Below are 20,537 nucleotides of genomic sequence, written 5' to 3' on the forward strand. Positions count from 1 at the left end.
GGCAGAAAGGGCGGCTGACACTCCACCGCCCTGGCAGCAGGCCCCGCAAACGACAACGCCCCGCTCATGATCTCCATGAGCGGGGCGTTTCACGTCTGGCGTGTCAGAGCAGGCGCTCAGTCCTTCTTGGGCGGCTCGACATGACCGCCGAACCCGAAGCGCATCGCCGACAGCAGGCGGTTGGCATAGGTGTTCTCCTTGCGCGAGCTGAAGCGCGAGAACAGCGCATTGGCCAGCACTGGCACGGCGACACCCTGTTCGACGGCGGCATCGACGGTCCAGCGGCCTTCGCCACTGTCGGAGACGGCACCGCTGTAGTGGTCCAGACGCGCATCCCCGGCCAGTGCCTGGGCGGTCAGGTCGAGCAGCCAGGAAGACACCACGCTGCCACGACGCCACACCTCGGCGATATCGGCCAGATTGAGGTCGAAGCGCTGATCTTCCGGCAGGTCCTCGGAGCCCTTGCTCTGCATCAGCTCGAAGCCCTCGGCGTAGGCCTGCATCAGGCCGTACTCGATGCCGTTGTGGACCATCTTCACGTAGTGACCGGCACCGACCGGGCCTGCGTGGATATAGCCGCGCTCGGCGCGCTCGTCCGGGGCGTTGCGGCCCTTGGTGCGCTCGAGATCGCCATAGCCCGGGGCGAGGGTATCGAACAGCGGCTCGAGATGCTCGAACACGGCCTTCTCGGCGCCGATCATCATGCAGTAGCCGCGCTCCAGGCCCCATACGCCGCCGGAAGTGCCCACATCGACGTAGTTCAGGCCCTTCAGCTTGAGGGCCGTAGCACGGCGGATGTCGTCCTTGTAGAAGGTGTTGCCGCCATCGATGATGGTGTCGCCGGCTTCCATCAGCTCGGCCAGCGTGGCGATGGTCTGCTCGGTGATCTCGCCAGCCGGCAGCATGACCCAGACGGCGCGCGGGGCCTCGAGCTGCTTAACCAGCTCCACGAGGCTATCGACGTGCGTCGCACCGTCGGCGACCAGTGACTGGGCGATTGCCGCGTCACGATCATGGGCGACCACTTCGTGGCCATTGCGCATCAAGCGACGAGCGATATTGCCGCCCATGCGGCCGAGTCCGATGATACCGAGTTGCATGTTCGTTCCTTTCACGTGAAGCCGGGGAGAGTCGGGACGGCGCGAAGCCTACCCTGTGCGGACGCTGGACGCAAAACGGGCCATATCAATGACATGGCCCGCTTCAGTGCTCATCAGGGACAGGCGTCAGTCGCGTGCCTGTCTCCGGGAGAGGGAGTGATCAGCGATCAATCCCAGCTCAGGGCACCGCCGACCTGATATTCGGTGACGCGCGTCTCGAAGAAGTTCTTCTCCTTGCGCAGGTCGATGATCTCGGACATCCACGGGAACGGGTTCTTGGCGCCCGGGAACTGCTCCTTGAGGCCCAGCTGCGCGAGGCGACGGTTGCAGATGAAGTGGAGGTATTCCTCCATGATGGCCGCGTTCATGCCCAGCACGCCGCGCGGCATGGTATCACGCGCGTATTCGATCTCGAGCTGGGTGCCTTCCAGGATCATCTGGGTGACTTCGTCCTGGAATTCGGTGGTCCACAGGTGCGGGTTCTCGACCTTGATCTGGTTGATCACGTCGATGCCGAAGTTCAGGTGCATGGACTCGTCACGCAGGATGTACTGGAACTGCTCGGCGACGCCGGTCATCTTGTTGCGACGACCCATGGACAGGATCTGGGAGAAGCCGCAGTAGAAGAAGATGCCTTCGGTGACGGCGTAGAAGCCGATCAGGTTGCGCAGGAATTCCTGGTCCGCTTCCGGTGTACCGGTGTGGAAGTCGGCACGCGCCAGCGCCTGGGTGTGCTTGAGGCTCCAGGCGGACTTGCGCGCCACGGAGTCCACTTCACGGTACATGTTGAAGACTTCGCCTTCGTCCATGCCCAGTGATTCGATGCAGTACTGGTAGGCGTGGGTGTGGATCGCCTCTTCGAAGGCCTGACGCAGCAGGTACTGGCGGCACTCCGGGTTGGTGATGTTCTTGTAGACGGCCAGCACCAGATTGTTGGCGACCAGCGAGTCGGCAGTGGAGAAGTAACCCAGTGAGCGCATCACGATCAGACGCTCGTCCTCGGTCAGGCCGTCCTGGCTCTTCCAGAGCGCGATGTCCGCATTCATGTTCACTTCCTGCGGCATCCAGTGGTTCGCGGAGCCGTCGAGGTACTTCTGCCATGCCCAGTCGTACTTGAAGGGCACCAGCTGGTTGACGTCGGCGCGGGCATTGATCATGCGCTTCTCGTCGACCTGAATGCGCTGGGCACCCATTTCCAGTTCTTCCAGACCCTTGGCCACGTCGAGATCGTCCAGCGCCTGCTGGGCGCGGGCGATGCGCTCGGCTTCGCTGACCGTATAGCCTTCGCTGTTCTCGCTCGCGACGACAGCGTCAGCCGCCGGGGCAGCAGCGGGAGCTTCGGGCTGCGGTGCCGGTTTGGCAGCGGCCGGCTTCTCGGCAGCGGGGGCTTCGTCCTCGTGGAAATCGTCCCAGTTCAACATGTTGCGTTCCTCGTGTTCGGTGATGGTCACGCGGGCAGTCAGCGTGACGAAAAGGCAGGGGCGGTGCGTTCTACGACGCGAGCGCCATCGAGTGGCGTGGCTCCCGGAAGGGAGTCAGGCCCGGGCTTGTTTCGAGGGAATGTCAGGAGGCAGTGATTGTTGGTGGCGGCACAAGACCGAGCCAGGCTCGGTCTTGTGGATTTGCCGCAGTCCGCCTGCAAAGCATGTCTTGCAGGCGGTGAGTCAGCGTCAACGGACTCGGATCTGGCGCAATCGCTTACTGACAGGCCTCACAGCCCAATTCATCGATGTTGCTGGCGGAGGGGGCGCGCTGGCCGCTCTTGCCCTGCAGGAAGTCTTCGATGCCGCGCGGTTCCGGCTTGGCTTCCGGTGCCGGTGTCGGCGCGGGAGCCGGTGTTGGAGTCGGCGCGTTGCCGACGGCGTTGTGCTTGCTGCGATCTACGGTGGATTTCTCCACGGCGGTCGCGCCCAGAGCACGGAGGTAATAGGTGGTCTTGAGGCCACGGAACCATGCCATGCGGTAGGTCACGTCCAGCTTCTTGCCGGACACGCCCTGGATGTACAGGTTCAGGGACTGGGCCTGGTCGATCCACTTCTGACGACGCGAGGCGGCTTCGACGATCCACTTCGGCTCGACTTCGAAGGCATTGGCGTACAGCGCCTTGAGGTCTTCCGGGATGCGCTCGATCGGCTGCACGCTGCCGTCGTAGTACTTGAGGTCGTTGATCATGACCTCGTCCCACAGGCCGCGCGCCTTGAGGTCATTGACCATGTAGGCGTTGACCACGGTGAACTCGCCAGACAGGTTCGATTTGACGAACAGGTTCTGGTAGGTCGGCTCGATGGACTGCGAGACGCCACAGATGTTGGAGATCGTCGCGGTTGGCGCGATCGCCATCACGTTGGAGTTGCGCATGCCCTGGGTACGGACCTTCTCGCGGATGTAGTCCCAGTCCTGAGTCTGGCTTTCATCCATCTCGATGTAGTCGGCGCCACGCTCGGTCTTGAGCTTCTCGATGGAATCGATCGGCAGGATGCCCTGACTCCACAGCGAGCCGTCGAAGCTTTCGTAACGACCACGCTCGGCGGCCAGATCACTGGAAGCTTCGATGGCGTGATAGCTGACGAGTTCCATGGATTCGTCGGCGAAGGTCACGGCCTCTTCGGAGGCATAGGCGATGGACTGCGCGTAGAGCGCGTCCTGGAAGCCCATGATGCCGAGGCCGACCGGGCGGTGACGCATGTTGGAGCGACGCGCCTGCGGGACGGCGTAGTAGTTGATGTCGATGACGTTGTCGAGCATGCGCACGGCGGTACGCACCGACTTCTTGAGCTTGTCGCCGTCCAGCTTGCCGTCGACGATGTGCTGCGCCAGGTTGATCGAGCCCAGGTTGCAGACCGCGATCTCGTCCTCGGAGGTGTTGAGGGTGATCTCGGTGCACAGGTTGGACGAGTGCACGACACCGGCGTGCTGCTGCGGGCTGCGCAGGTTGCACGGGTCCTTGAAGGTGATCCACGGGTGGCCGGTCTCGAACAGCATGGAGAGCATCTTGCGCCACAGATCACGCGCCTTGACGCGCTTGTAAAGCTTCAGCTGGCCCTGACGTGTCATCTCCTCGTACTGCTCGTAACGCGCCTGGAAGGCCGCGCCGTACAGGTCGTGGAGGTCCGGGCAGTCGGACGGCGAGAACAGGGTCCACTCGGTGTCATCGAAGACACGCTTCATGAACAGGTCCGGCACCCAGTTGGCGGTGTTCATGTCGTGGGTACGGCGACGGTCATCACCGGTGTTCTTGCGCAGGTCGAGGAATTCCTCGACGTCCATGTGCCAAGTTTCCAGATAGGCACAGACGGCACCCTTGCGCTTGCCACCCTGGTTGACGGCAACGGCGGTGTCGTTGACGACCTTCAGGAAGGGCACGACGCCCTGGGACTTGCCGTTGGTGCCCTTGATGTAGGACCCCAGCGCACGCACCGGCGTCCAGTCATTGCCGAGACCACCCGCCCACTTGGAGAGCATGGCGTTGTCACGGATGGCGCCGTAGATGCCATCGAGGGCGTCCGGCACGGTGGTCAGGTAGCAGCTGGACAGCTGGCTGCGACGGGTACCGGCGTTGAACAGCGTCGGCGTGGAAGCCATGTAGTCGAAGCTGGAGAGCAGCTCGTAGAACTCGATGGCACGACCTTCGCGGTCTTCCTCGTTCAGGGACAGGCCCATGGCGACACGCATGAACATGACCTGCGGCAGCTCGTAGCGCACGTCGTTCTGGTGCAGGAAGTAGCGGTCATACAGGGTCTGCAGGCCGAGGTAGGTGAACTGGTTGTCACGCGTGTGATCGATGGCCGCGCCGAGACGCTCCAGATCGAAGGTGGCCAGTTGCTCGTCCAGCTGCTCGAAGGCGATACCGCTTTCGATGTAGGCCTTGAAGGCGACCGGGTAGTGGTCCTTCATCTCGCCGAAGGTGGCCTCGTCAGCGACCTTGAGGAAGCTCAAGGCTTCGCGGCGCAGGTTGTCCTGCAGCAGGCGGGCGGTGACGTAGGTGTAGTTCGGGTCCTTCTCGACCAGCGTACGCGCAGTCATCATCAGCGCGGTGGACACGCCATCGACCGGCACGCCGTCGTACAGATTCTTCAGGGAGTCATCGACGATCTTCTGGGCATCGACGTTGGAGAGCTCGGCGCAGGCATCGAAGACGAGGGTCTCGATACGGCCCAGATCCAGCGGACGCACGCTGCCGTCGAGGTGCGTGACGTTGATGGTCGGGTGCGGCTTGGCGATACCGTCGCTCTGGGCGCTGCGGGCGCGAGCGTGTTCATCGCGGTACAGGACATAGGCGCGGGCCACCTTGTGCTCGCCGGAACGCATCAATGCCAGCTCGACCTGATCCTGGATGTCTTCGATGTGCAGGGTGCCACCGTCAGGCATGCGACGCTGGAAGGCATCGGTGATCTGGCTGGTCAGCTGCTGGACCAGATCGCGGATACGCGAGCTGGACTCGACCTGGTCGCCTTCCACGGCGATGAACGCCTTGGACAGTGCGACGGAGATCTTGCTGGCATCGAAGGGCGCGACATCGCCAGTGCGCTTGATGACGCGCAGGCGCTGAGGTGCGGTCACGTCGACTGTCGCCTGATCGGTGCTGAAAGTGGAATCCATGACGCCTTCCTGAATCGTCTGAAGGTGAATCGTTGCCCGTTAGGGCTCGAGGGCAATTCGTGTCGGGGCGCAGGCTGGAAATTCCTGCCTGCGCCCCGGGGGCATTCTGTCGTCGTCAGCTTTGTCGTCGAGACACTCGATCAGGCTCAGGCGGGGCAATCATCACCCGGACTGAGCCTGATAGCGTTCATGAGACACGGATTCGGCAGCCTTGCGTGACTGCCGTCCCATACGCTGATTCATGCTTTCGGGGCTTGACAATCGTCGCCATGATCTATGGGCGTCGACGTCGCCAAAACCCTACATATGGGGTGTAAGCTGATTTTGGACACAAGATAGTGTTGTTTGATGGGGCGTGCAAGTGGATAACTTGTGGGTAAGGTGTGGTTGAAAATCCGGCCTTGCCGCTGGGGGATGTCAAGCGTTCAGGTGTTAAATTTTCTGCGCTGCGTCAATGCAGATGGTGCCTGCGCTGCTGGCGCGTAAACGCCTAAATTGGCGTATCATTCGTGACAAATCACCCTGAAAAGGTTACGACGTGGCACAGGAAAGTAACTGCTTGTGAGCTGCTGGCCACGTTGACCCAACGATGCGGATGGAATGCCCTTGGATACCAATGCGCAAGAACATGTATTGATTGTTGAGGATGACGAGCGCCTGGCGACACTGACGCGCGAATACCTCGAAGCCAACAACTTCCGCGTGAGCGTCGAGAATGACGGCGCGCGGGCGGTGGACCTGATCATCAGTCTGCGCCCCGACATCGTGATTCTGGACCTGATGCTGCCGGGCGAGGATGGCCTGTCCATCTGTCGTCGCGCGCGGCCTCAGTTCGCCGGGCCGATCCTGATGCTGACGGCACGTACCGATGACATGGATCAGGTGCTGGGTCTGGAGATGGGCGCCGACGATTACGTGCCCAAGCCGGTGCAGCCGCGTGTCCTGCTGGCACGCATGCGGGCCTTGCTGCGTCGCGCCGATGGCCCCGAGGTGCCCGCCGGTGAGACGCGCCTGGTGTTCAATGATCTCGAGATCGACAACGCCACCCGTGAGGCATGGTTGGCGCGCGAACGTATCGAACTGACCAGTGCCGAGTTCGACCTGCTGTGGCTGCTGTCCTCGAATGCGGGCCGCGTGCTGACGCGTGAGGAGATCTTCTCTGCGCTGCGCGGCATCAAGTACGACGGCCAGGACCGCTCCATCGACGTGCGTGTCTCGCGCATCCGCCCCAAGATTGGCGATGACCCCAATCATCCTGAGCGGATCAAGACGGTGCGCAGCAAGGGATACCTGTTCGTCAAGGACCTCTAGACGATGCGCCGGGCTCTCTCCGACAGCATCTTCCTGCGTGTCTATATCGCCTTGCTGGTGGCATTGGTGCTCACGCTGGGCATCGCGCTGGGCGGCTTTCAGCTGACCAACATGGTCCGGTTGGAGGCCTACCAGACACGTCTGGGGGCGGCGCCGATGCGCCTGCTGGTGAGCCAGATCGCGGCCACACCGGAAGCTGAGCGCGGGGACTTCCTCAATCGGACCGCCCGGCTGCTGGATGGGCGGTTGTTGCTGGCACCGGCGGCGGTCTTTGATCTCAGCTGGTGGGAGCAGCGCCGCCTTGAGGCTGGGCGGCCGCTGGTGCGGCCCCATGATGATGCCGGCTGGCAGCTGCTGATGGCGGTGCCGGGCGAAGAGAGAGTGCTGGAATTCCGTCTGTTGCATCTCGCGGAGCGGCAGTTGCGCGGGTTGATGGTGTCGCTGCATGACACCCTGCAGCCCATGAGTGCCGAGCAGCGCAGCGACTTGCTGGCCCAACTGCAGCAGGCCTCCGGTCTGTCCTTCGCGCTGCTGCCGGACATTCCGCAGAATCTCGATGCGCAGCAGGCTAGTCGCCTGGAGGCCGGTCGGGTGGTGCTCAACGTGGCCAGTCACGGTCAGGCGATGGCGCTCTATACTCGTCTGGGTGACCGCGCCATGCTCAAGGTCGGGCCCATCCGCGGCTTCGAGACGACACCGCCAGCCTTGATCATCGCCATGATACTGGCGGTCATCAGTCTGCTGGGCGGCGTCATCTATCTGGTGGTGCGTTCACTCGAGGCACGCCTGACACGTCTGGAAAAGGCCGCGACCCGAATCGCGGGCGGCTATCTCGATACGCGGGTGCGCATCGAGTCCAATGACTTTCTCGGGCGTCTCGGCATGGCCTTCAATGGCATGGCCGAGCGGGTGCAAGGGTTGCTGGGCGCGCAGCAGGACATGATTCGGGCGGTCTCGCATGAATTGCGTACGCCGGTGGCGCGTATCCGCTTCGCGCTGCAGATGATCGAGGACATGGTCGAGGATGATTTCGTCCAGCGTCAGATAAAGGGCGCAGACGGCGACATCGAGGAACTCGACAAGCTGATCGACGAGATCCTGACCTACGCGCGCCTCAACAATGCCGCCGGTATCCAGCTGGACCTCGGCATGGTGGATTGCCGCGAGATCGCGGAGCAGGTCTGCGAGACGCTGGCGCCGCTGCATCCTGAGTTGCTGCTGAGCATCGAAGGCGAGGGGTTGGAAGTTGAGGCCGAGGCACGCTATCTGCAGCGGGCGCTGCAGAATCTGGTCTCCAATGCCTGCCGGCACGCGGATTCCCGTGTGCTGGTGCGTATCACCAGTGACCCGCAGGTGGTCAGGCTCGATGTCGAAGACGATGGCCCCGGCATCAATGAGGAAGATCGCAAGAAGGTCTTCAAGCCCTTCGCGCGCCTGGATGATTCGCGTACGCGTGCGTCCGGCGGCTACGGGCTGGGGCTCTCCATCGTGCAGAAGATCCTGCATTCCCACGGTGGCAGCGTGGTGGTGGACAAGGGCCGGTCGCTCAAGGGCGCACGCTTCAGCCTGTTGCTGCCACTGACCTCCAGCCAGTTGGAGCGCAAGGCGCCTGTGCCCTTGCCGCCGGTCAAGCCGCCGTCACCCCGGGACGAGCACGCCACCTGATCACGACCGTTTGAGGAATTGGCCATGCGGCAATCTTCCTTGTCACTGCATCCTGACTTGATCGGCGCATGGCGGCTCGAGCGTTTCTGGTATGCCTGGCCGGATGGACGCGAGCTGGAGCCGCTGGGCGAGTGCAAGGGTCAGCTGCATTACATGGCCAATGGCTATATGAGCGTGCAGCTGGTGTCCTGTGAGCGTCAGCCTCTGGGGATGGCGCCGACGGATGATCAGCTGGTCGCCGCCTTTCGTGAGGGCTTTGCCTACTGTGGGCGCTGGCAGTGGAACAGTGAGCGGGAAGAGGTCTGCCATCATCTGTCGTTGGCCACGATCGCCGATTGGGATGAGGTGACGCTTGTGCGGCGCGTCATGCTCGAGGGAGACCGCCTGCTGCTGGGGACCGATGCGCCGAATCTGCAGCTGCCGGAAGGGGGATTTCTGACATGGCTGGAGTGGCATCGATTGACGACCGTGTGAGGTGATTGTCGAAAAGGCTTGACGTGGTCATGGGTTAGCGTGCAATGTAGCTCTTGTTGGATAGCAAGACGCACCACTCAGTCGCCTGTGCTGCTCGGCAAATCGCCTTGAGCGCCCCGAGAAGCCTCGCTGATTTGATGCATGGTTTTGCTTTGCCCACGCTCCTCGGGTAATGCCCGTTATTTCAAACATGCTGATCAGAGAGGAATTTCTCATGGCTACAGGTACAGTTAAGTGGTTCAACGACGCTAAAGGTTTCGGTTTCATCGCTCCGGCTGACGGTGGTGACGATCTGTTCGTTCACTTCTCCGAAGTCCAAGCTGAAGGCTTCAAGACCCTGCAGGACGGCCAGCAGGTCTCCTTCGACGTGACCCAGGGCCAGAAAGGCCTGCAGGCAGCCAACGTCAAGGCTCTCGACTGATCATCATTCTCTGCGGAATGCCTTTCCGCTTGAGATGATAGATGTCAAGAACCGCCCCAGCTCATGCTGGGGCGGTTCTGTTTGTGCTGAAGAAAAGGTCTTGGGCGCAAGCTGTAGTGATATGACGCGAACAAGCATTGAACAGTACTGACAAGAAGCCCCATCACTCGGCAGGCCGCAAGGCATCGAGTGGTGGGGCTTTCGTGTATCCATTCCGCGTAGGCGCTGAGATCCGGGTATCAGGCAGGCTTCACGCCACTCAACACCTCGAATGATGTCTCACGAGCGGTACGCAGGAAGTCGTCCATCCACGGCGTGCCGAGCAGGTCTTCTCTGACGGCGGCGTAGAGTGTCGCCCAGACACCGTCGCCCAACGACAGGCCGCGCACGTAATCGCGCGTCAGATACTCGGCCAGCGCCCAGTTGGGGAGCGCCGTGACGCCGCGACCGCTGGCGACCAGCTGCATCATCATCACCGTCATCTCGGCGCTGCGGATCTCGCGCGGGCTCACGTTGGCCGGTTCGAGGAACTGGGTGAACACGTCCAGGCGATCATGCTCGACCGGATAGATGATCAAGGTCTCATCGCACAGGTCCTGCGGCTCCACATGGCCCTTGATGGCCAATGCATGCTGGCGTGCCACGGCCAGCATGACCTCATAGCGGAACAGCGGAATGTACTGGATGCCGGTCATCTCCACCGGATTGGCGGTGATGACCAGGTCCAGCTGCTCGCGGCCCAATGCCTGCAGGGGGGCGAAGCTTTGGCCCGAGGGGATATCGACTTCAATTTCCGGCCAGTGATCGCGGAAGCGATCCACCGTCGGCATCAGCCACTGAAAGCAGCTATGGCACTCGATGGCCATGTGCAACCGGCCCTGTTCGCTTCCCGCCATGCGGGCAATGTCGCGCTCAGCCATGCGGAATTGCGGCAGTACCTGCTCTGCCAGCGACAACAGGCGCTGTCCGGCGCGGGTAAACTCCACGGGGCGCGTCTTGCGGATGAACAGTGGCGCGCCCAGGCGCTCCTCGAGGTCCTTCAGCTGATGGGAGAGGGCGGATTGGGTGAGGTGGACACGCTCCGCGGCTTCGACCAGCGAGCCTGCATCACGCAGGGCCAGCAGGGTACGCAGATGGCGCAATTCAAGCATGATGAATGGTGCTCATGTTGAGAGGTTGAAAAGGTACGTCGTGGAAGGTCACCATCATGACGTGCGGCTGCCAGAGGGCGCTCATGACACTGTCTCATATTCATGGCGATTGGCGTATCACTTGGGGTGGTGGAAAACGAAGGATGCCAGAGTCAGCCTTGCAGAGGGTGTCATGCAAGGCTGGCAGGGCGCGCGCCTTGTACCCTCAGTGTATTCCCATCCCCACAAGCCTCACTGCGCTTGATAGACTTTGGCAGGGTGCGCCAGGAAGGCCGCCGTCTCCGCCTTGAAGTCCAGCCATGCCGCAGTGTCTCATCGCGAGAGTGCTGCGCTGCCTCTTGTCGTCCGACATGCCCAGGGAGGGTTCATCATGTCACGTCATTGCTGTCGCCTTTTTGTCATTTTTCATGCGTTGCCCCATAGGTGGGCCGCGAGTCTCACGCCAGGGATGATCGCTGCCGGTCGAGCGGGCTTGCGCCTGTCGCCTCTGGCGGTGCCCATGCTGCTGGCCGGATGTACCTCTCTGCCGTGGAGTCAGGACGCCACGACAGGGGCGGATGCTGGCCAGCATCCGCTCAAGGTGCCGGCCCCCGCACAGGACCCGGGTCCCGTGGTGCATGAGGTGGTGAAGAAGCCTGCGCCGCCCAGTGCGGAATCGCTGGGCAAGGCTGCTGCCGTGACTTTGCCCGCCAGCTTTCTGCCACCGCCCCGGGCGAGTGAGTATCAGGTGTGGCGCTGTACTCCGGCGCAGGATCTGCTGATGGCCTTCAGCGAAGGCGACGCCGAGGCATCGCATGACTGGTTGCGACTGTGGTCGCGGCGGCATGCCTATACCCTGGAGCGGGTCGTCAGTGCCTCGGGCGAGCGCTATCAGGCCAATGCCGGTGCATCGCCGGCCGAGCAGGCGTCTGGTGATGTGAAGGCGTTGCCCGGTGAAGAGGGACTGGAGGTGTGGTTCAAGGGGGCCGAGGCGATGCTGCAGAATGCCCGCGGCAATCTGGAATGTGTGCAGGATGATCGGCGCGTGATTCATCCGACGACGCAGAAGCCGCTATTGGTGGCGCAGGGCAATGAGCCGGGCTGGCAGGTTAGTCTCGACAGCCAGCACAACCTGCTGACGCTGACGGCCATGCAGGGCTTGCTCGAGTCGCCGCACGAGGCGCAGGCATCCGAGCGCTCTGCGGAGGCTGGCGCGCGCTCGTCAGGTGTCCAGGTGGTGAAGCTGCCTTATCGAGTCGTCCGTGAGGCAAACGATAGCCGTGTGCTCAAGGCGGAGCTCCCGGCTGACGGCAAGCTGTTGCAGCTGGTGGTCGCGCCGGGCGCCTGCTTCGATTCCATGCAGGGTGCGCCCTATCCGTTGACGGCGACCTTGACGATTGCGGGGCAGGAATTGAGGGGCTGCGGCGAGGCGTTCCGTTATCCGTCGGCAGTCGAATAAGGCTGATGACTGACTAATCGTTCGCTTTTTTCGAATGATATGGGCGATTTAAGTCGCTTTTCGTGTGCAATGGTTCATTTATCATGCTGTGCATGCGGATCGGGTCGAACACCGTCGACAGGATCGCGCCTCACTTTCATGGAGACCCTCCACATGTCTAAAGACTCACTCAATGTCCTGCTGGTGTCTGCTTCCCTGTTTGCCGACAAGAGTAATTCACGTGCGCTGGCCTCATCCTTTGTCAGTGCGCTCGAGGCCTCCGGACAGCCATTTCAGCTGACGCATCATGATCTGGTCGAGCGCGATCTCCCTCACCTTGATAGTGCGGAAATGCAGGCCTGGATGACGCCGGCGGATGAGCGCAGCGCCGAGCAACGCAAGCTCGCCGCACTGTCCGATGAATTTCTGGCCGAGCTGAAAGCGGCCGATCTGCTGGTCGTAGCGGCACCGCTCTACAATCTGGGCCTGCCAACACAGATGAAGGCGTGGTTCGATCGAGTGCTGCGTGCCGGCGAGAGCTTCCGTTACACCGAGAAGGGGCCGGTAGGTCTGCTGGAAGGCAAGCAGGCACTGGTATTGGCAGCACGTGGCGGGATATATGCGGGCACTGAAATGGATTCCCAGACACCGCACCTGAAATCCATGCTCGGGCTGATGGGGATCACGGATCAGCACTTCGTGTATGCCGAAGGCCTCAACATGGGCGATGAGTCCAGGGCCGCCTCACTGGCCGAGGCCAAGGCTGCCATCGCCAATCAGGTGCAAGCTCTGCAGTTCCGCTGAGAGAAGTGAAAACACGAACGCCATCGCCGCCCCTTGTCCGGGCGGTGATGGCGTTCGTGTTTGTGCACAGCCAAAGGGAATCGCTGGCGCCGGTCAGTCGCTGGTGCAGGTCAGTCGCGGGAGTCGAGCACTTCCAGCGCTCCCTTGAGACGCGCATGCAGTTCTTCCAGCGGCGGCTGGGCGCTACCTTGCGGCCAGCCCGCCGTCAACACTACGCCATCAGCACCATAGTCGCTGGCATCCACTGGCACATCGTAGCCATTCAACCAGTGGCGAACATCGGCTTCATGGGCGAAGCCGACCTTCAGGCGCCTGGGCGTGCGCGGCGTGAAGGTCGTGGTGGGCAGGTGCTCAAGCGCCTCGAGCACCGCGCGGCTGTATGCCCGCGCCAGGCCGCCGGTGCCCAGCTTGATGCCGCCGAAGTAGCGAATCACCACGCAGGCCACCTGGCCGACGCCACTGCCTTCGAGCACCTGATACATCGGCCTGCCAGCAGTGCCGCCCGGCTCGCCATCATCGGAGAAGCCGATGGCATTCTGCTCATCGGGTGCCCCGGCGATGAACGCCGTGCAGTGGTGGCGCGCGTTGGGATGGGCGAGATGCGCCTGCGCCAGCAGCCGCGTCATGCCGTCTGGCGTCGGGGCATGGGCCAGCCAGGCGATGAAGCGGCTCTTCTCGATCTCGATGCTGTGTTCATGGTGCGCCTCGGGCGCCAGTGCCGGTATCTGATAGGTCATGGCACCATCTTATCAAAGCGTCGCTCTCAGTGAGTGACGGCGTTGCCGCGCACCACGCCCATTACCATGCCCAGCACTTCGATATCGGCATTCTTGAGATAGATGGGGGCCATGCTGTCGTTGGCCGGTTGCAGGCGCACGCCGGTCTTCTCGATATACAGTTTCTTCAGCGTCACTTCCTGCTGGTTGATCATCACCACGGCAGTCTCGCCGTTCTCGGCGCTTTCGCTGCGTTCGATGATGATGATGTCGCCATCATGGATGTTGCAGTTGATCATCGAATGGCCGCGCACGCGCAGGGCGTAGGTATTGCGGCGCACCATGCGCGTCGGCACGGCAACCGTACCGCAGTCGGCGATGGCTTCGATGGGCATACCGGCGGTGATGTTGCCGAGCAGCGGGATATCCATCATGTCGCTGGCGGTGATTTCCTGCCAGGCCTGGTCATTGAGCGGCAGGTTGTGAAGACGCTGAAGGTAGTGCGGAGCGTGAAGACGTGACATGAGCAATCCCCTGATGCCGTGCGGTCGGCGCGGAAGGTGCGTCGGCCTGCGATGCAGCGTGGAGGGTCGTCAGGCTGAGTTCATCTGTCGCCTGCTAGGCTCCGCGAACATGCTGACAACGCGTTGAGCCGACCCGATCAGTCTGTGCCTGCACTCGGCAGGCGTGTGATGAAGGTACTGTATGGATACTGTTTTTGTATACAGTGCCTGCATCATAGCAAGCTCTCGCGAAGTGGCAAGAGGTCAGCGGATCGACCGGCGCCACTCCAGCGAAAGTGTGTCGTATGAATGTGCACCACATGTCGCTGATATATTTCTCGAGTGCTTGACTGCCCGTCATGGTGGGGCTGCGAGACCAGGCGATCGGCTGCTCGGTGGTCAGTGTCGACCTCAGCTCGTAGAATGGCTCGCAGTGACCCTTGGGTCTGCCTTTGATGTCGCACTCCGCGACGGCTCAGCCGCGAGAATCCGGGATGCCCAGCCAGCCTGCCAGCGATGAAGTCAGTAGCGCGCCGCCTCTGTTGGCGGTCGTGGCGCTCGGCTGTGAGCGTGATGAGCGCTGGCTGTTCGAGGGGCTGGATCTTTCGCTGCATGCGGGAGAGATCCTGCAGGTCGAGGGCCCCAATGGCAGTGGCAAGACGACCCTGCTCAAGATTCTGTCCGGTCAGTTCCATGACTACGAGGGCGAGGTGCTCTGGCGCGGCCAGCCTTCCTCGCGGGTGCGTGACGACTTTCTGGGTTCACTGCTCTATCTGGGTCACCAGCCCGGCATCAAGGGCACCCTGACCGCCTTGGAAAACCTTGCCTGGTATCAGGCGCTTGGCGGTCAGCCGCAGGTGAAGTCAGAGGCCTGCAGCGAGATCGCCTGGGCGGCGCTGGATGCCGTAGGGCTGGCCGGTTTCGAGGATGTGCCTGCCCAGCAGCTTTCCGCCGGTCAGCAGCGACGTATCGCGCTGGCGCGGCTGTATCTGACGCCACGCCGGCTGTGGGTGCTCGATGAGCCCTTCACCGCCATCGATCGCGACGGCGTTCAGGCGCTGGAAGCATTGCTGCTGGCTCACGCCCAGCGTGGGGGCGGTGTGGTGATGACGACTCATCATCGCTTCTCGCAGGCCTCGCGCTTGCGCCGCTTGTGCCTGGGCGCTAAGGAAGGGGTGAAGGCCGAGCAGGGGCTAGAGCAGGGTTCAGAGCAGGGTGTGGGCGGGAAAGACACAGCCTCGACACAAGGCGCCTCGGCATGAACCATGAGCTACTGACGGCATTGCCCGAGGCCCCGCCCACCGGTTCGCTGGCCGGGGCCTTCAAGGCGACCCTCGCGCGCGACCTGCGTCAGGCGCTGCGCCGACGCAGTGAGCTGATCAATCCGCTGGTGTTCTTCGCCCTGGTGATCACGCTGTTTCCGTTGGGCATCTCCCCGGACAAGGCGCTGCTGGCGACGCTGGCGCCGGGCCTGTTGTGGGTGGCGGCGTTGCTGGCGACGCTGCTGTCACTGGATGGTCTGTTTCGACAGGATCTGGAGGACGGCAGTCTCGAGCAACTGCTGCTGACGCCGCAGCCATTGCCGTTGCTGGTACTGGCCAAGGTGGTAGGCCACTGGTTGCTGACCGGCCTGCCGTTGGCGCTGATGGCACCCTTGCTGGGCGTGATGCTGGGACTGCCGAGCGGCGCCTTTGGCGTGTTGATCTCCTCGCTGGCGCTGGGCAGCATGAGCCTGTCATTGATCGGCGCGATCGGTGCGGCACTCACGGTGGGGCTGCGGCGTGGCGGAGTACTGCTCTCGCTGATCATCCTGCCGCTGTACATTCCGGTGCTGATCTTCGGCGCCGGTGCCGTACAGAGCGCCGTCAACGGCATGCCCAGCCTGGCCCATCTGGCCATTCTGGGCGCGATGCTGGCGCTGGCCCTGCTGATGGCGCCACTCGCCATCGCCGCCGGACTCAGGCTGAGCATCAATGGCTAGCCCGATCAAGAACTGCATGACGCTGCCCGAGCATGCTCGGGCATTCGCAAGGCTCTTCATTACCCCTGACAAGAGGCCCGTGTGACCGCCGACTCCGACTCTCCTCAAGCGCCTGCCCGCAAGGTTCGTCCCCGCAAGGGCGGGCTATGGCCGTGGCTGCATCGCATGGGTGCACCGGCGACCTTCTTCGCGGCCAGTCAGCGCTGGCTGCCGTGGCTATGGGCGCTGGCGATCATCTCGCTGGTGGCCGGCAGTGTCTGGGGACTGGCCTTCGCGCCCGCCGACTACCAGCAGGGCAACAGCTTCCGCATCATCTATGTGCATGTGCCGGCGGCGATTCTCGCCCAGTCGTGCTTCATGCTGCTGGCGGTGTGCGCGCTGCTCTTCCTGGTGTGGAAGATCAAGCTGGCGGACATGGTGGCCACGGCCGCCGCGCCCGTCGGTGCCCTGATGACAGCTCTGGCACTGTTTTCCGGCTCGGTGTGGGGCATTCCCACCTGGGGCACCTGGTGGATCTGGGATGCCCGGCTGACCTCGATGCTGATTCAGCTGTTCCTGTATCTGGGCGTGATCGTGCTGCGTGGCTCCTTCGCCAGCCGTGACAGCGGTTCGCGCGCGGCCTCGATCCTGGCGCTGGTCGGCATGGTCAACATCCCGATCATCAAGTATTCGGTGGACTGGTGGAGCACACTGCATCAACCGGCCACCTTCACGCTCAGCGAAGCGCCGCCGATGCCGGCCAGCATGTGGATTCCACTGCTGCTGATGGTGATCGGCTTCTACGCCCTGTTCGGCGCGCTGGTGCTGATGCGCACGCGGCTCGAGGTGCTGAGACGCGAGAGTCGCAAGCAGTGGGTGCGTGATCTGCTGAGTCCGTCTGCGCGTGCGCGCCCCGATGCTGCGGTGGTCGCGGCAGAAGGGGATAAATCATGAACCTGCCGGGCATCGCCTTCTCGAGTGTCAGCGAGTTCTTCGCCATGGGCGGCCATGCGCTGTATGTGTGGTCGGCCTGGGGGCTGACGGCGGCGTGTCTGATGGGGCTGGTGATCGCCACGCGGCTGTCGCGTCGCGCGCTGGAGGCGGATATCCGTCGCCGGCTGCGCCGTGACGCTTCCCGTCATTCTTCGCACCCTGCTTCACGCCACGCTGCGCATCGTTCGTCACCTCAGGCTTCGCGCCACACCTCTCGTGATTGAACCTGTTTTCTCCCTCCCGCGGCTGTTGTCCCGCTGATCGCGAGAGGCTTGACCGTCCCTTGCCCTGACCGAGCCCTGACCATGACTCCCAAACGCAAGCAGCGCCTGTATATCGTCACGGCCATCGTGCTGCTGGCCGCCCTCGCGGTGGGTCTGACCCTCTATGCCCTGCGCGCCAACATCAACGCCTTCTATACCCCGACCCAGATCGCCAGTGGCGAAGCGCCCCAGGGGCGGCAGATCCGTGCGGGTGGCATGGTGCGTGAGGGCAGTGTCAGGCGTGACAACGAGACGCTGGATGCCATCTTCACCGTCACGGATTTCGATCATGACGTGACGGTGCATTATCAGGGCATCCTGCCGGACCTGTTCCGTGAAGGGCAGGGCGTGGTGGTGATGGGCACCTTCGATGGTGAGCATCTCGAGGCCAGCGAGGTGCTGGCCAAGCATGACGAGAAGTACATGCCGCCGGAGGTGTCGGAGGCGCTGAAGGCCTCCGGGCGCGATATCTCTGGTAACAGGACGGGCAACGAGACCGGCAATGCGGCTGACAACAAGACCAGCGACAGCAGCGCAGCCAAGGCCGCGCTCGATCCGCAGGAGACCCCGTGATGGTGACGCAACTGTTGCCGGAAATCGGCCACTTCGCGCTGATTCTGGGCGCCTGTCTGGCCTGTGTGCAGGCGGTCGTACCGCTGGCGGGGGCCAGTACGCGCCGTCCGCTGTGGATGAGCTTCGCCCAGCCGATGGCCTGGGGGCAGTTCCTGTTCGTGCTGATCGCCTATGCCTGCCTGACCGCGAGCTTCCTGCTGGATGATTTCAGCGTCGCCTACATCGCCAACAACTCCAACAGCCAGCTGCCGTGGTACTTCAAGTTCAGCGCCGTGTGGGGCAGCCATGAAGGCTCGGTGCTGCTGTGGAGTCTGATACTGGCTGGCTGGGGCTTTGCCGTCTCGCTGGGCGCGCGCCATCTGCCGCGCGACATGCTGGCACGGGTGCTGGGCATCATGGGGCTGATCTCCACCGGCTTCATGGCCTTCGTGCTGCTGACCTCCAATCCCTTCGCGCGCCTGCTGCCGGACATGCCGGCTGACGGCGCGGACCTCAATCCGCTGCTGCAGGATATCGGGCTGATCATCCACCCACCGATGCTCTACATGGGCTATGTCGGCTTCTCGGTGGCGTTCGCGTTCGCGATGGCGGCACTGATGGGCGGGCGTCTCGATGCCGCCTGGGCACGCTGGGCGCGCCCCTGGACCAACATCGCCTGGGCCTTCCTGACCGTCGGCATCGCGCTGGGCAGCTGGTGGGCCTACTACGAGCTCGGCTGGGGCGGCTGGTGGTTCTGGGACCCGGTGGAGAACGCCTCCTTGATGCCGTGGCTGGCCGGTACCGCCCTGATCCATTCGCTGGCGGTCACCGAGAAGCGCGGCGCCTTCAAGAGCTGGACGGTACTGCTGTCGATCTTCGCCTTCTCGCTGTCACTGCTGGGCACCTTCCTGGTGCGCTCCGGGGTGCTGACCTCGGTGCACGCCTTCGCCAGTGACCCCGACCGCGGGCTGTTCATTCTCGTGCTGCTCGGCATCACCGTCGGTGGCTCGCTGCTGCTGTTCGCGTTGCGCGCACCGCGCGTGCGTTCGACGCTGGGCTTTCACTGGTTGTCGCGGGATGCCTTCCTGTTGGTCAACAATCTCGTGTTGCTGGTGATGATGGTCACCGTGCTGCTGGGCACTCTCTATCCGCTGGTGCTGGATTCGCTGGGACTGGGCAAGATCTCGGTGGGCCCGCCGTACTTCAATGCGCTGTTCGTGCCGCTGACCACGCTGCTGTGTGCCTTCATGGGCCTCGGGCCGGCCTCGCGCTGGAAGCAGATGCCGGGTCGCGAGCTTACGCGCCGTCTTGCGCTGGCCGGCAGCGCGGCACTCCTCATCGGTGGCCTGCTGCCACTGACGCTGGATATCGAGTGGAGTTTCCCGGTGGCACTCGGGCTGGTCATCGCGCTGTGGGTGGTGCTGCCGCTGCTGCGCGATTTGTGGGACAAGAGTGCCTCGAAGGCGGGGCGCTGGGCGGGGCTCAAGCGCCTCACGCCCAGCTACTGGGGCATGCAACTGGCGCATCTTGGCCTGGCAGTGACCATCGTCGGCGTGACGCTGGTCTCCAATACCGAGGTCGCCGAGAACGTACGCATGGTGCAGGGCAAGGAGGTCAGCGTGGGCGGCTATCAGTTCCGCATGACCGAGCTTGGCGAATATCGCGGCCCCAACTACCTGTCGGACCGCGCCACGGTGGAAGTCAGTCGCGATGGTGACCCCGTGACGACACTGCATCCCGAGAAGCGTCTGTTCCTGGCCAGCGGCATGCCAATGACCGAGACCGCGCTCGATGCCGGCTTCACGCGTGACCTCTACGTCGCCATGGGCGAGAAGCTGGATGACGATAGCTGGGCGGTACGCATCCAGGTCAAACCCTTCGTGCGCTGGCTGTGGCTGGGCGCCTTGCTGATGGGGGCGGGCGGTGTGATCGCCGTGCTGGATCGCCGTTATCGCCGCCGTGTCGAGGCCAGCACGGCGTCTAACACCCGCTCTAACGCCACACAGGAGGCCCGCCCATGAATCTTCATCGTCTGGTGCTGTTCGTGCCGCTGGTGGTCGTGGTGGGGCTGGGTGCCTTCCTCTACCAGCGCCTCGATGATGACCCCTACGCACGGGACTCCGCGCTGCTGTCGCGGCCCTTCCCCGAATTCTCGCTCAGCACATTGAGTGAGCCGCAGGCGCGCCTCGATGCCTCGCTGCTCAAGGGGCAGGTCAGCCTCGTCAACGTCTGGGGCGAGTGGTGCCCGACCTGCAAGCACGAGATGCCGCAACTGCTGGATCTTGCCAGCCGCGGCGTGCACATGGTCGGCGTCGACTACAAGGACACCCGCGCCAAGGGCCGCCAGTTCCTGGAGGAATTCGGCAACCCGTTCAGCATCAATCTGTTCGACCCCGACGGCACCCTGAGCTTTGATCTTGGCGTCTATGGGGCACCGGAAACCTTCCTGGTCGATGCCGAGGGCGTGATCCGCTATCACCACACCGGCTACATCCGCCCCGAAGATGTCCGCGACGTCATCCTGCCGACGCTTGAACGCATTGCAGAGCCCGCGCCTGACGCCGCCAGCACGCCCGATGAGGAGGCCAGCTCGTGAAGTCCGTACTCA

General features: G+C 63.1%; 19 protein-coding genes. 13 read left to right on the plus strand and 6 right to left on the minus strand.

All coding sequences use genetic code 11. The annotated features are described in order from the left end of the window. Window positions 1-116: 116 nt before the first annotated feature. From gnd to NH396_RS08575, 3 genes are all read right to left on the minus strand, one after another. A complete protein-coding gene (gene gnd, locus NH396_RS08565) occupies window positions 117-1,100 on the minus strand; it encodes a phosphogluconate dehydrogenase (NAD(+)-dependent, decarboxylating) (RefSeq protein WP_253062976.1) in 984 nt (327 codons plus the stop codon). 167 nt (window positions 1,101-1,267) lie between these two features. Then, complete coding sequence (locus NH396_RS08570; RefSeq protein ID WP_253062978.1) at window positions 1,268-2,521, minus strand: ribonucleotide-diphosphate reductase subunit beta; 1,254 nt, start codon at window positions 2,519-2,521, stop codon at window positions 1,268-1,270. Between the two features lie 277 nt (window positions 2,522-2,798). Beyond that, a complete protein-coding gene (locus NH396_RS08575) occupies window positions 2,799-5,699 on the minus strand; it encodes a ribonucleoside-diphosphate reductase subunit alpha (protein WP_253062980.1) in 2,901 nt (966 codons plus the stop codon). A gap of 600 nt (window positions 5,700-6,299) precedes the next feature. On the opposite strand from NH396_RS08575, the gene NH396_RS08580 reads away from it, so the two are divergent. The 4 genes from NH396_RS08580 (at window position 6,300) to NH396_RS08595 (ending at window position 9,570) form a co-directional block, all read left to right on the plus strand. Then, complete coding sequence (locus tag NH396_RS08580; protein ID WP_176676065.1) at window positions 6,300-7,010, plus strand: winged helix-turn-helix domain-containing protein; 711 nt, start codon at window positions 6,300-6,302, stop codon at window positions 7,008-7,010. A gap of 3 nt (window positions 7,011-7,013) precedes the next feature. Then, window positions 7,014-8,675, plus strand: coding sequence for an ATP-binding protein (locus tag NH396_RS08585; protein WP_253062982.1), 1,662 nt, complete (start codon window positions 7,014-7,016; stop codon window positions 8,673-8,675). Window positions 8,676-8,699: 24 nt separating this feature from the next. Beyond that, window positions 8,700-9,149 carry a lipocalin-like domain-containing protein gene (locus NH396_RS08590; RefSeq protein ID WP_253062984.1) on the plus strand — a complete coding sequence of 150 codons (450 nt, stop codon included), beginning with the start codon at window positions 8,700-8,702 and terminating at the stop codon, window positions 9,147-9,149. A 214-nt stretch (window positions 9,150-9,363) separates the two neighbouring features. Continuing rightward, window positions 9,364-9,570, plus strand: coding sequence for a cold-shock protein (locus NH396_RS08595; protein WP_176676068.1), 207 nt, complete (start codon window positions 9,364-9,366; stop codon window positions 9,568-9,570). Between the two features lie 239 nt (window positions 9,571-9,809). On the opposite strand, the gene NH396_RS08600 is transcribed toward NH396_RS08595, so the two are convergent. Continuing rightward, window positions 9,810-10,721 carry a LysR family transcriptional regulator gene (locus NH396_RS08600; RefSeq protein ID WP_253062986.1) on the minus strand — a complete coding sequence of 304 codons (912 nt, stop codon included), beginning with the start codon at window positions 10,719-10,721 and terminating at the stop codon, window positions 9,810-9,812. Window positions 10,722-11,193: 472 nt separating this feature from the next. On the opposite strand from NH396_RS08600, the gene NH396_RS08605 reads away from it, so the two are divergent. After that, window positions 11,194-12,159, plus strand: a complete 966-nt coding sequence (locus NH396_RS08605; protein ID WP_253062988.1) for an MliC family protein — start codon at window positions 11,194-11,196, stop codon at window positions 12,157-12,159. A 153-nt stretch (window positions 12,160-12,312) separates the two neighbouring features. Next, on the plus strand, window positions 12,313-12,942 hold the full coding sequence (locus NH396_RS08610) for an NAD(P)H-dependent oxidoreductase (RefSeq protein WP_253062990.1): 630 nt from the start codon (window positions 12,313-12,315) through the stop codon (window positions 12,940-12,942). Between the two features lie 110 nt (window positions 12,943-13,052). Here the strand turns inward: NH396_RS08610 and NH396_RS08615 are convergent, their stop codons facing one another. Further along, the gene (locus tag NH396_RS08615; protein WP_253062992.1) at window positions 13,053-13,679 is read right to left on the minus strand and encodes a YigZ family protein; all 627 of its coding nucleotides are present in this window, start codon (window positions 13,677-13,679) and stop codon (window positions 13,053-13,055) included. 26 nt (window positions 13,680-13,705) lie between these two features. Continuing rightward, a complete protein-coding gene (locus NH396_RS08620; protein ID WP_043333703.1) occupies window positions 13,706-14,182 on the minus strand; it encodes a LexA family transcriptional regulator in 477 nt (158 codons plus the stop codon). 473 nt (window positions 14,183-14,655) lie between these two features. Between NH396_RS08620 and ccmA the strand changes: the two genes are divergently transcribed. The 7 genes from ccmA to NH396_RS08655 all read left to right on the plus strand — a co-directional run bounded on the left by ccmA (window position 14,656) and on the right by NH396_RS08655 (window position 20,525). Continuing rightward, on the plus strand, window positions 14,656-15,423 hold the full coding sequence (gene ccmA, locus NH396_RS08625) for a cytochrome c biogenesis heme-transporting ATPase CcmA (protein WP_253062994.1): 768 nt from the start codon (window positions 14,656-14,658) through the stop codon (window positions 15,421-15,423). Continuing rightward, window positions 15,420-16,142 carry a heme exporter protein CcmB gene (ccmB, locus tag NH396_RS08630; RefSeq protein ID WP_253062996.1) on the plus strand — a complete coding sequence of 241 codons (723 nt, stop codon included), beginning with the start codon at window positions 15,420-15,422 and terminating at the stop codon, window positions 16,140-16,142. The genes ccmA and ccmB overlap by 4 nt, the downstream gene beginning before the upstream one ends. A 165-nt stretch (window positions 16,143-16,307) precedes the next feature. Beyond that, window positions 16,308-17,075 carry a heme ABC transporter permease gene (locus NH396_RS08635; protein ID WP_253063185.1) on the plus strand — a complete coding sequence of 256 codons (768 nt, stop codon included), beginning with the start codon at window positions 16,308-16,310 and terminating at the stop codon, window positions 17,073-17,075. Further along, window positions 17,072-17,338, plus strand: a complete 267-nt coding sequence (gene ccmD / locus NH396_RS08640; protein WP_253062998.1) for a heme exporter protein CcmD — start codon at window positions 17,072-17,074, stop codon at window positions 17,336-17,338. Before NH396_RS08635 ends, ccmD begins: the two co-directional genes overlap by 4 nt. Before the next feature lie 81 nt (window positions 17,339-17,419). Beyond that, window positions 17,420-17,950, plus strand: a complete 531-nt coding sequence (ccmE, locus tag NH396_RS08645) for a cytochrome c maturation protein CcmE (protein ID WP_253063000.1) — start codon at window positions 17,420-17,422, stop codon at window positions 17,948-17,950. Beyond that, the gene (locus tag NH396_RS08650) at window positions 17,950-19,950 is read left to right on the plus strand and encodes a heme lyase CcmF/NrfE family subunit (protein ID WP_290441740.1); all 2,001 of its coding nucleotides are present in this window, start codon (window positions 17,950-17,952) and stop codon (window positions 19,948-19,950) included. Before ccmE ends, NH396_RS08650 begins: the two co-directional genes overlap by 1 nt. After that, window positions 19,947-20,525: a DsbE family thiol:disulfide interchange protein gene (locus NH396_RS08655; protein WP_253063002.1), complete on the plus strand. Its 579-nt coding sequence runs from the start codon at window positions 19,947-19,949 to the stop codon at window positions 20,523-20,525. Before NH396_RS08650 ends, NH396_RS08655 begins: the two co-directional genes overlap by 4 nt. Window positions 20,526-20,537 lie beyond the last annotated feature (12 nt).

Source organism: Cobetia sp. Dlab-2-AX (assembly GCF_024124625.1).
Classification (GTDB): Bacteria; Pseudomonadota; Gammaproteobacteria; order Pseudomonadales; family Halomonadaceae; genus Cobetia.

Bases quoted from the DNA above. Each gene is read 5' to 3' on its own strand.
- ccmB (WP_253062996.1), top strand. From the start codon at position 15,420: ATGAACCATGAGCTACTGACGGCATTGCCCGAGGCCCCGCCCACCGGT.
- NH396_RS08580 (WP_176676065.1), top strand. From the start codon at position 6,300: ATGCCCTTGGATACCAATGCGCAAGAACATGTATTGATTGTTGAGGAT.
- NH396_RS08590 (WP_253062984.1), top strand. From the start codon at position 8,700: ATGCGGCAATCTTCCTTGTCACTGCATCCTGACTTGATCGGCGCATGG.
- ccmE (WP_253063000.1), top strand. From the start codon at position 17,420: ATGACTCCCAAACGCAAGCAGCGCCTGTATATCGTCACGGCCATCGTG.
- NH396_RS08615 (WP_253062992.1), bottom strand. From the start codon at position 13,679: ATGACCTATCAGATACCGGCACTGGCGCCCGAGGCGCACCATGAACAC.
- NH396_RS08595 (WP_176676068.1), top strand. From the start codon at position 9,364: ATGGCTACAGGTACAGTTAAGTGGTTCAACGACGCTAAAGGTTTCGGT.
- NH396_RS08610 (WP_253062990.1), top strand. From the start codon at position 12,313: ATGTCTAAAGACTCACTCAATGTCCTGCTGGTGTCTGCTTCCCTGTTT.
- NH396_RS08570 (WP_253062978.1), bottom strand. From the start codon at position 2,521: ATGTTGAACTGGGACGATTTCCACGAGGACGAAGCCCCCGCTGCCGAG.
- NH396_RS08600 (WP_253062986.1), bottom strand. From the start codon at position 10,721: ATGCTTGAATTGCGCCATCTGCGTACCCTGCTGGCCCTGCGTGATGCA.
- NH396_RS08650 (WP_290441740.1), top strand. From the start codon at position 17,950: ATGGTGACGCAACTGTTGCCGGAAATCGGCCACTTCGCGCTGATTCTG.
- NH396_RS08655 (WP_253063002.1), top strand. From the start codon at position 19,947: ATGAATCTTCATCGTCTGGTGCTGTTCGTGCCGCTGGTGGTCGTGGTG.
- ccmA (WP_253062994.1), top strand. From the start codon at position 14,656: ATGCCCAGCCAGCCTGCCAGCGATGAAGTCAGTAGCGCGCCGCCTCTG.
- NH396_RS08575 (WP_253062980.1), bottom strand. From the start codon at position 5,699: ATGGATTCCACTTTCAGCACCGATCAGGCGACAGTCGACGTGACCGCA.
- gnd (WP_253062976.1), bottom strand. From the start codon at position 1,100: ATGCAACTCGGTATCATCGGACTCGGCCGCATGGGCGGCAATATCGCT.
- NH396_RS08620 (WP_043333703.1), bottom strand. From the start codon at position 14,182: ATGTCACGTCTTCACGCTCCGCACTACCTTCAGCGTCTTCACAACCTG.
- ccmD (WP_253062998.1), top strand. From the start codon at position 17,072: ATGAACCTGCCGGGCATCGCCTTCTCGAGTGTCAGCGAGTTCTTCGCC.
- NH396_RS08585 (WP_253062982.1), top strand. From the start codon at position 7,014: ATGCGCCGGGCTCTCTCCGACAGCATCTTCCTGCGTGTCTATATCGCC.
- NH396_RS08635 (WP_253063185.1), top strand. From the start codon at position 16,308: ATGGGTGCACCGGCGACCTTCTTCGCGGCCAGTCAGCGCTGGCTGCCG.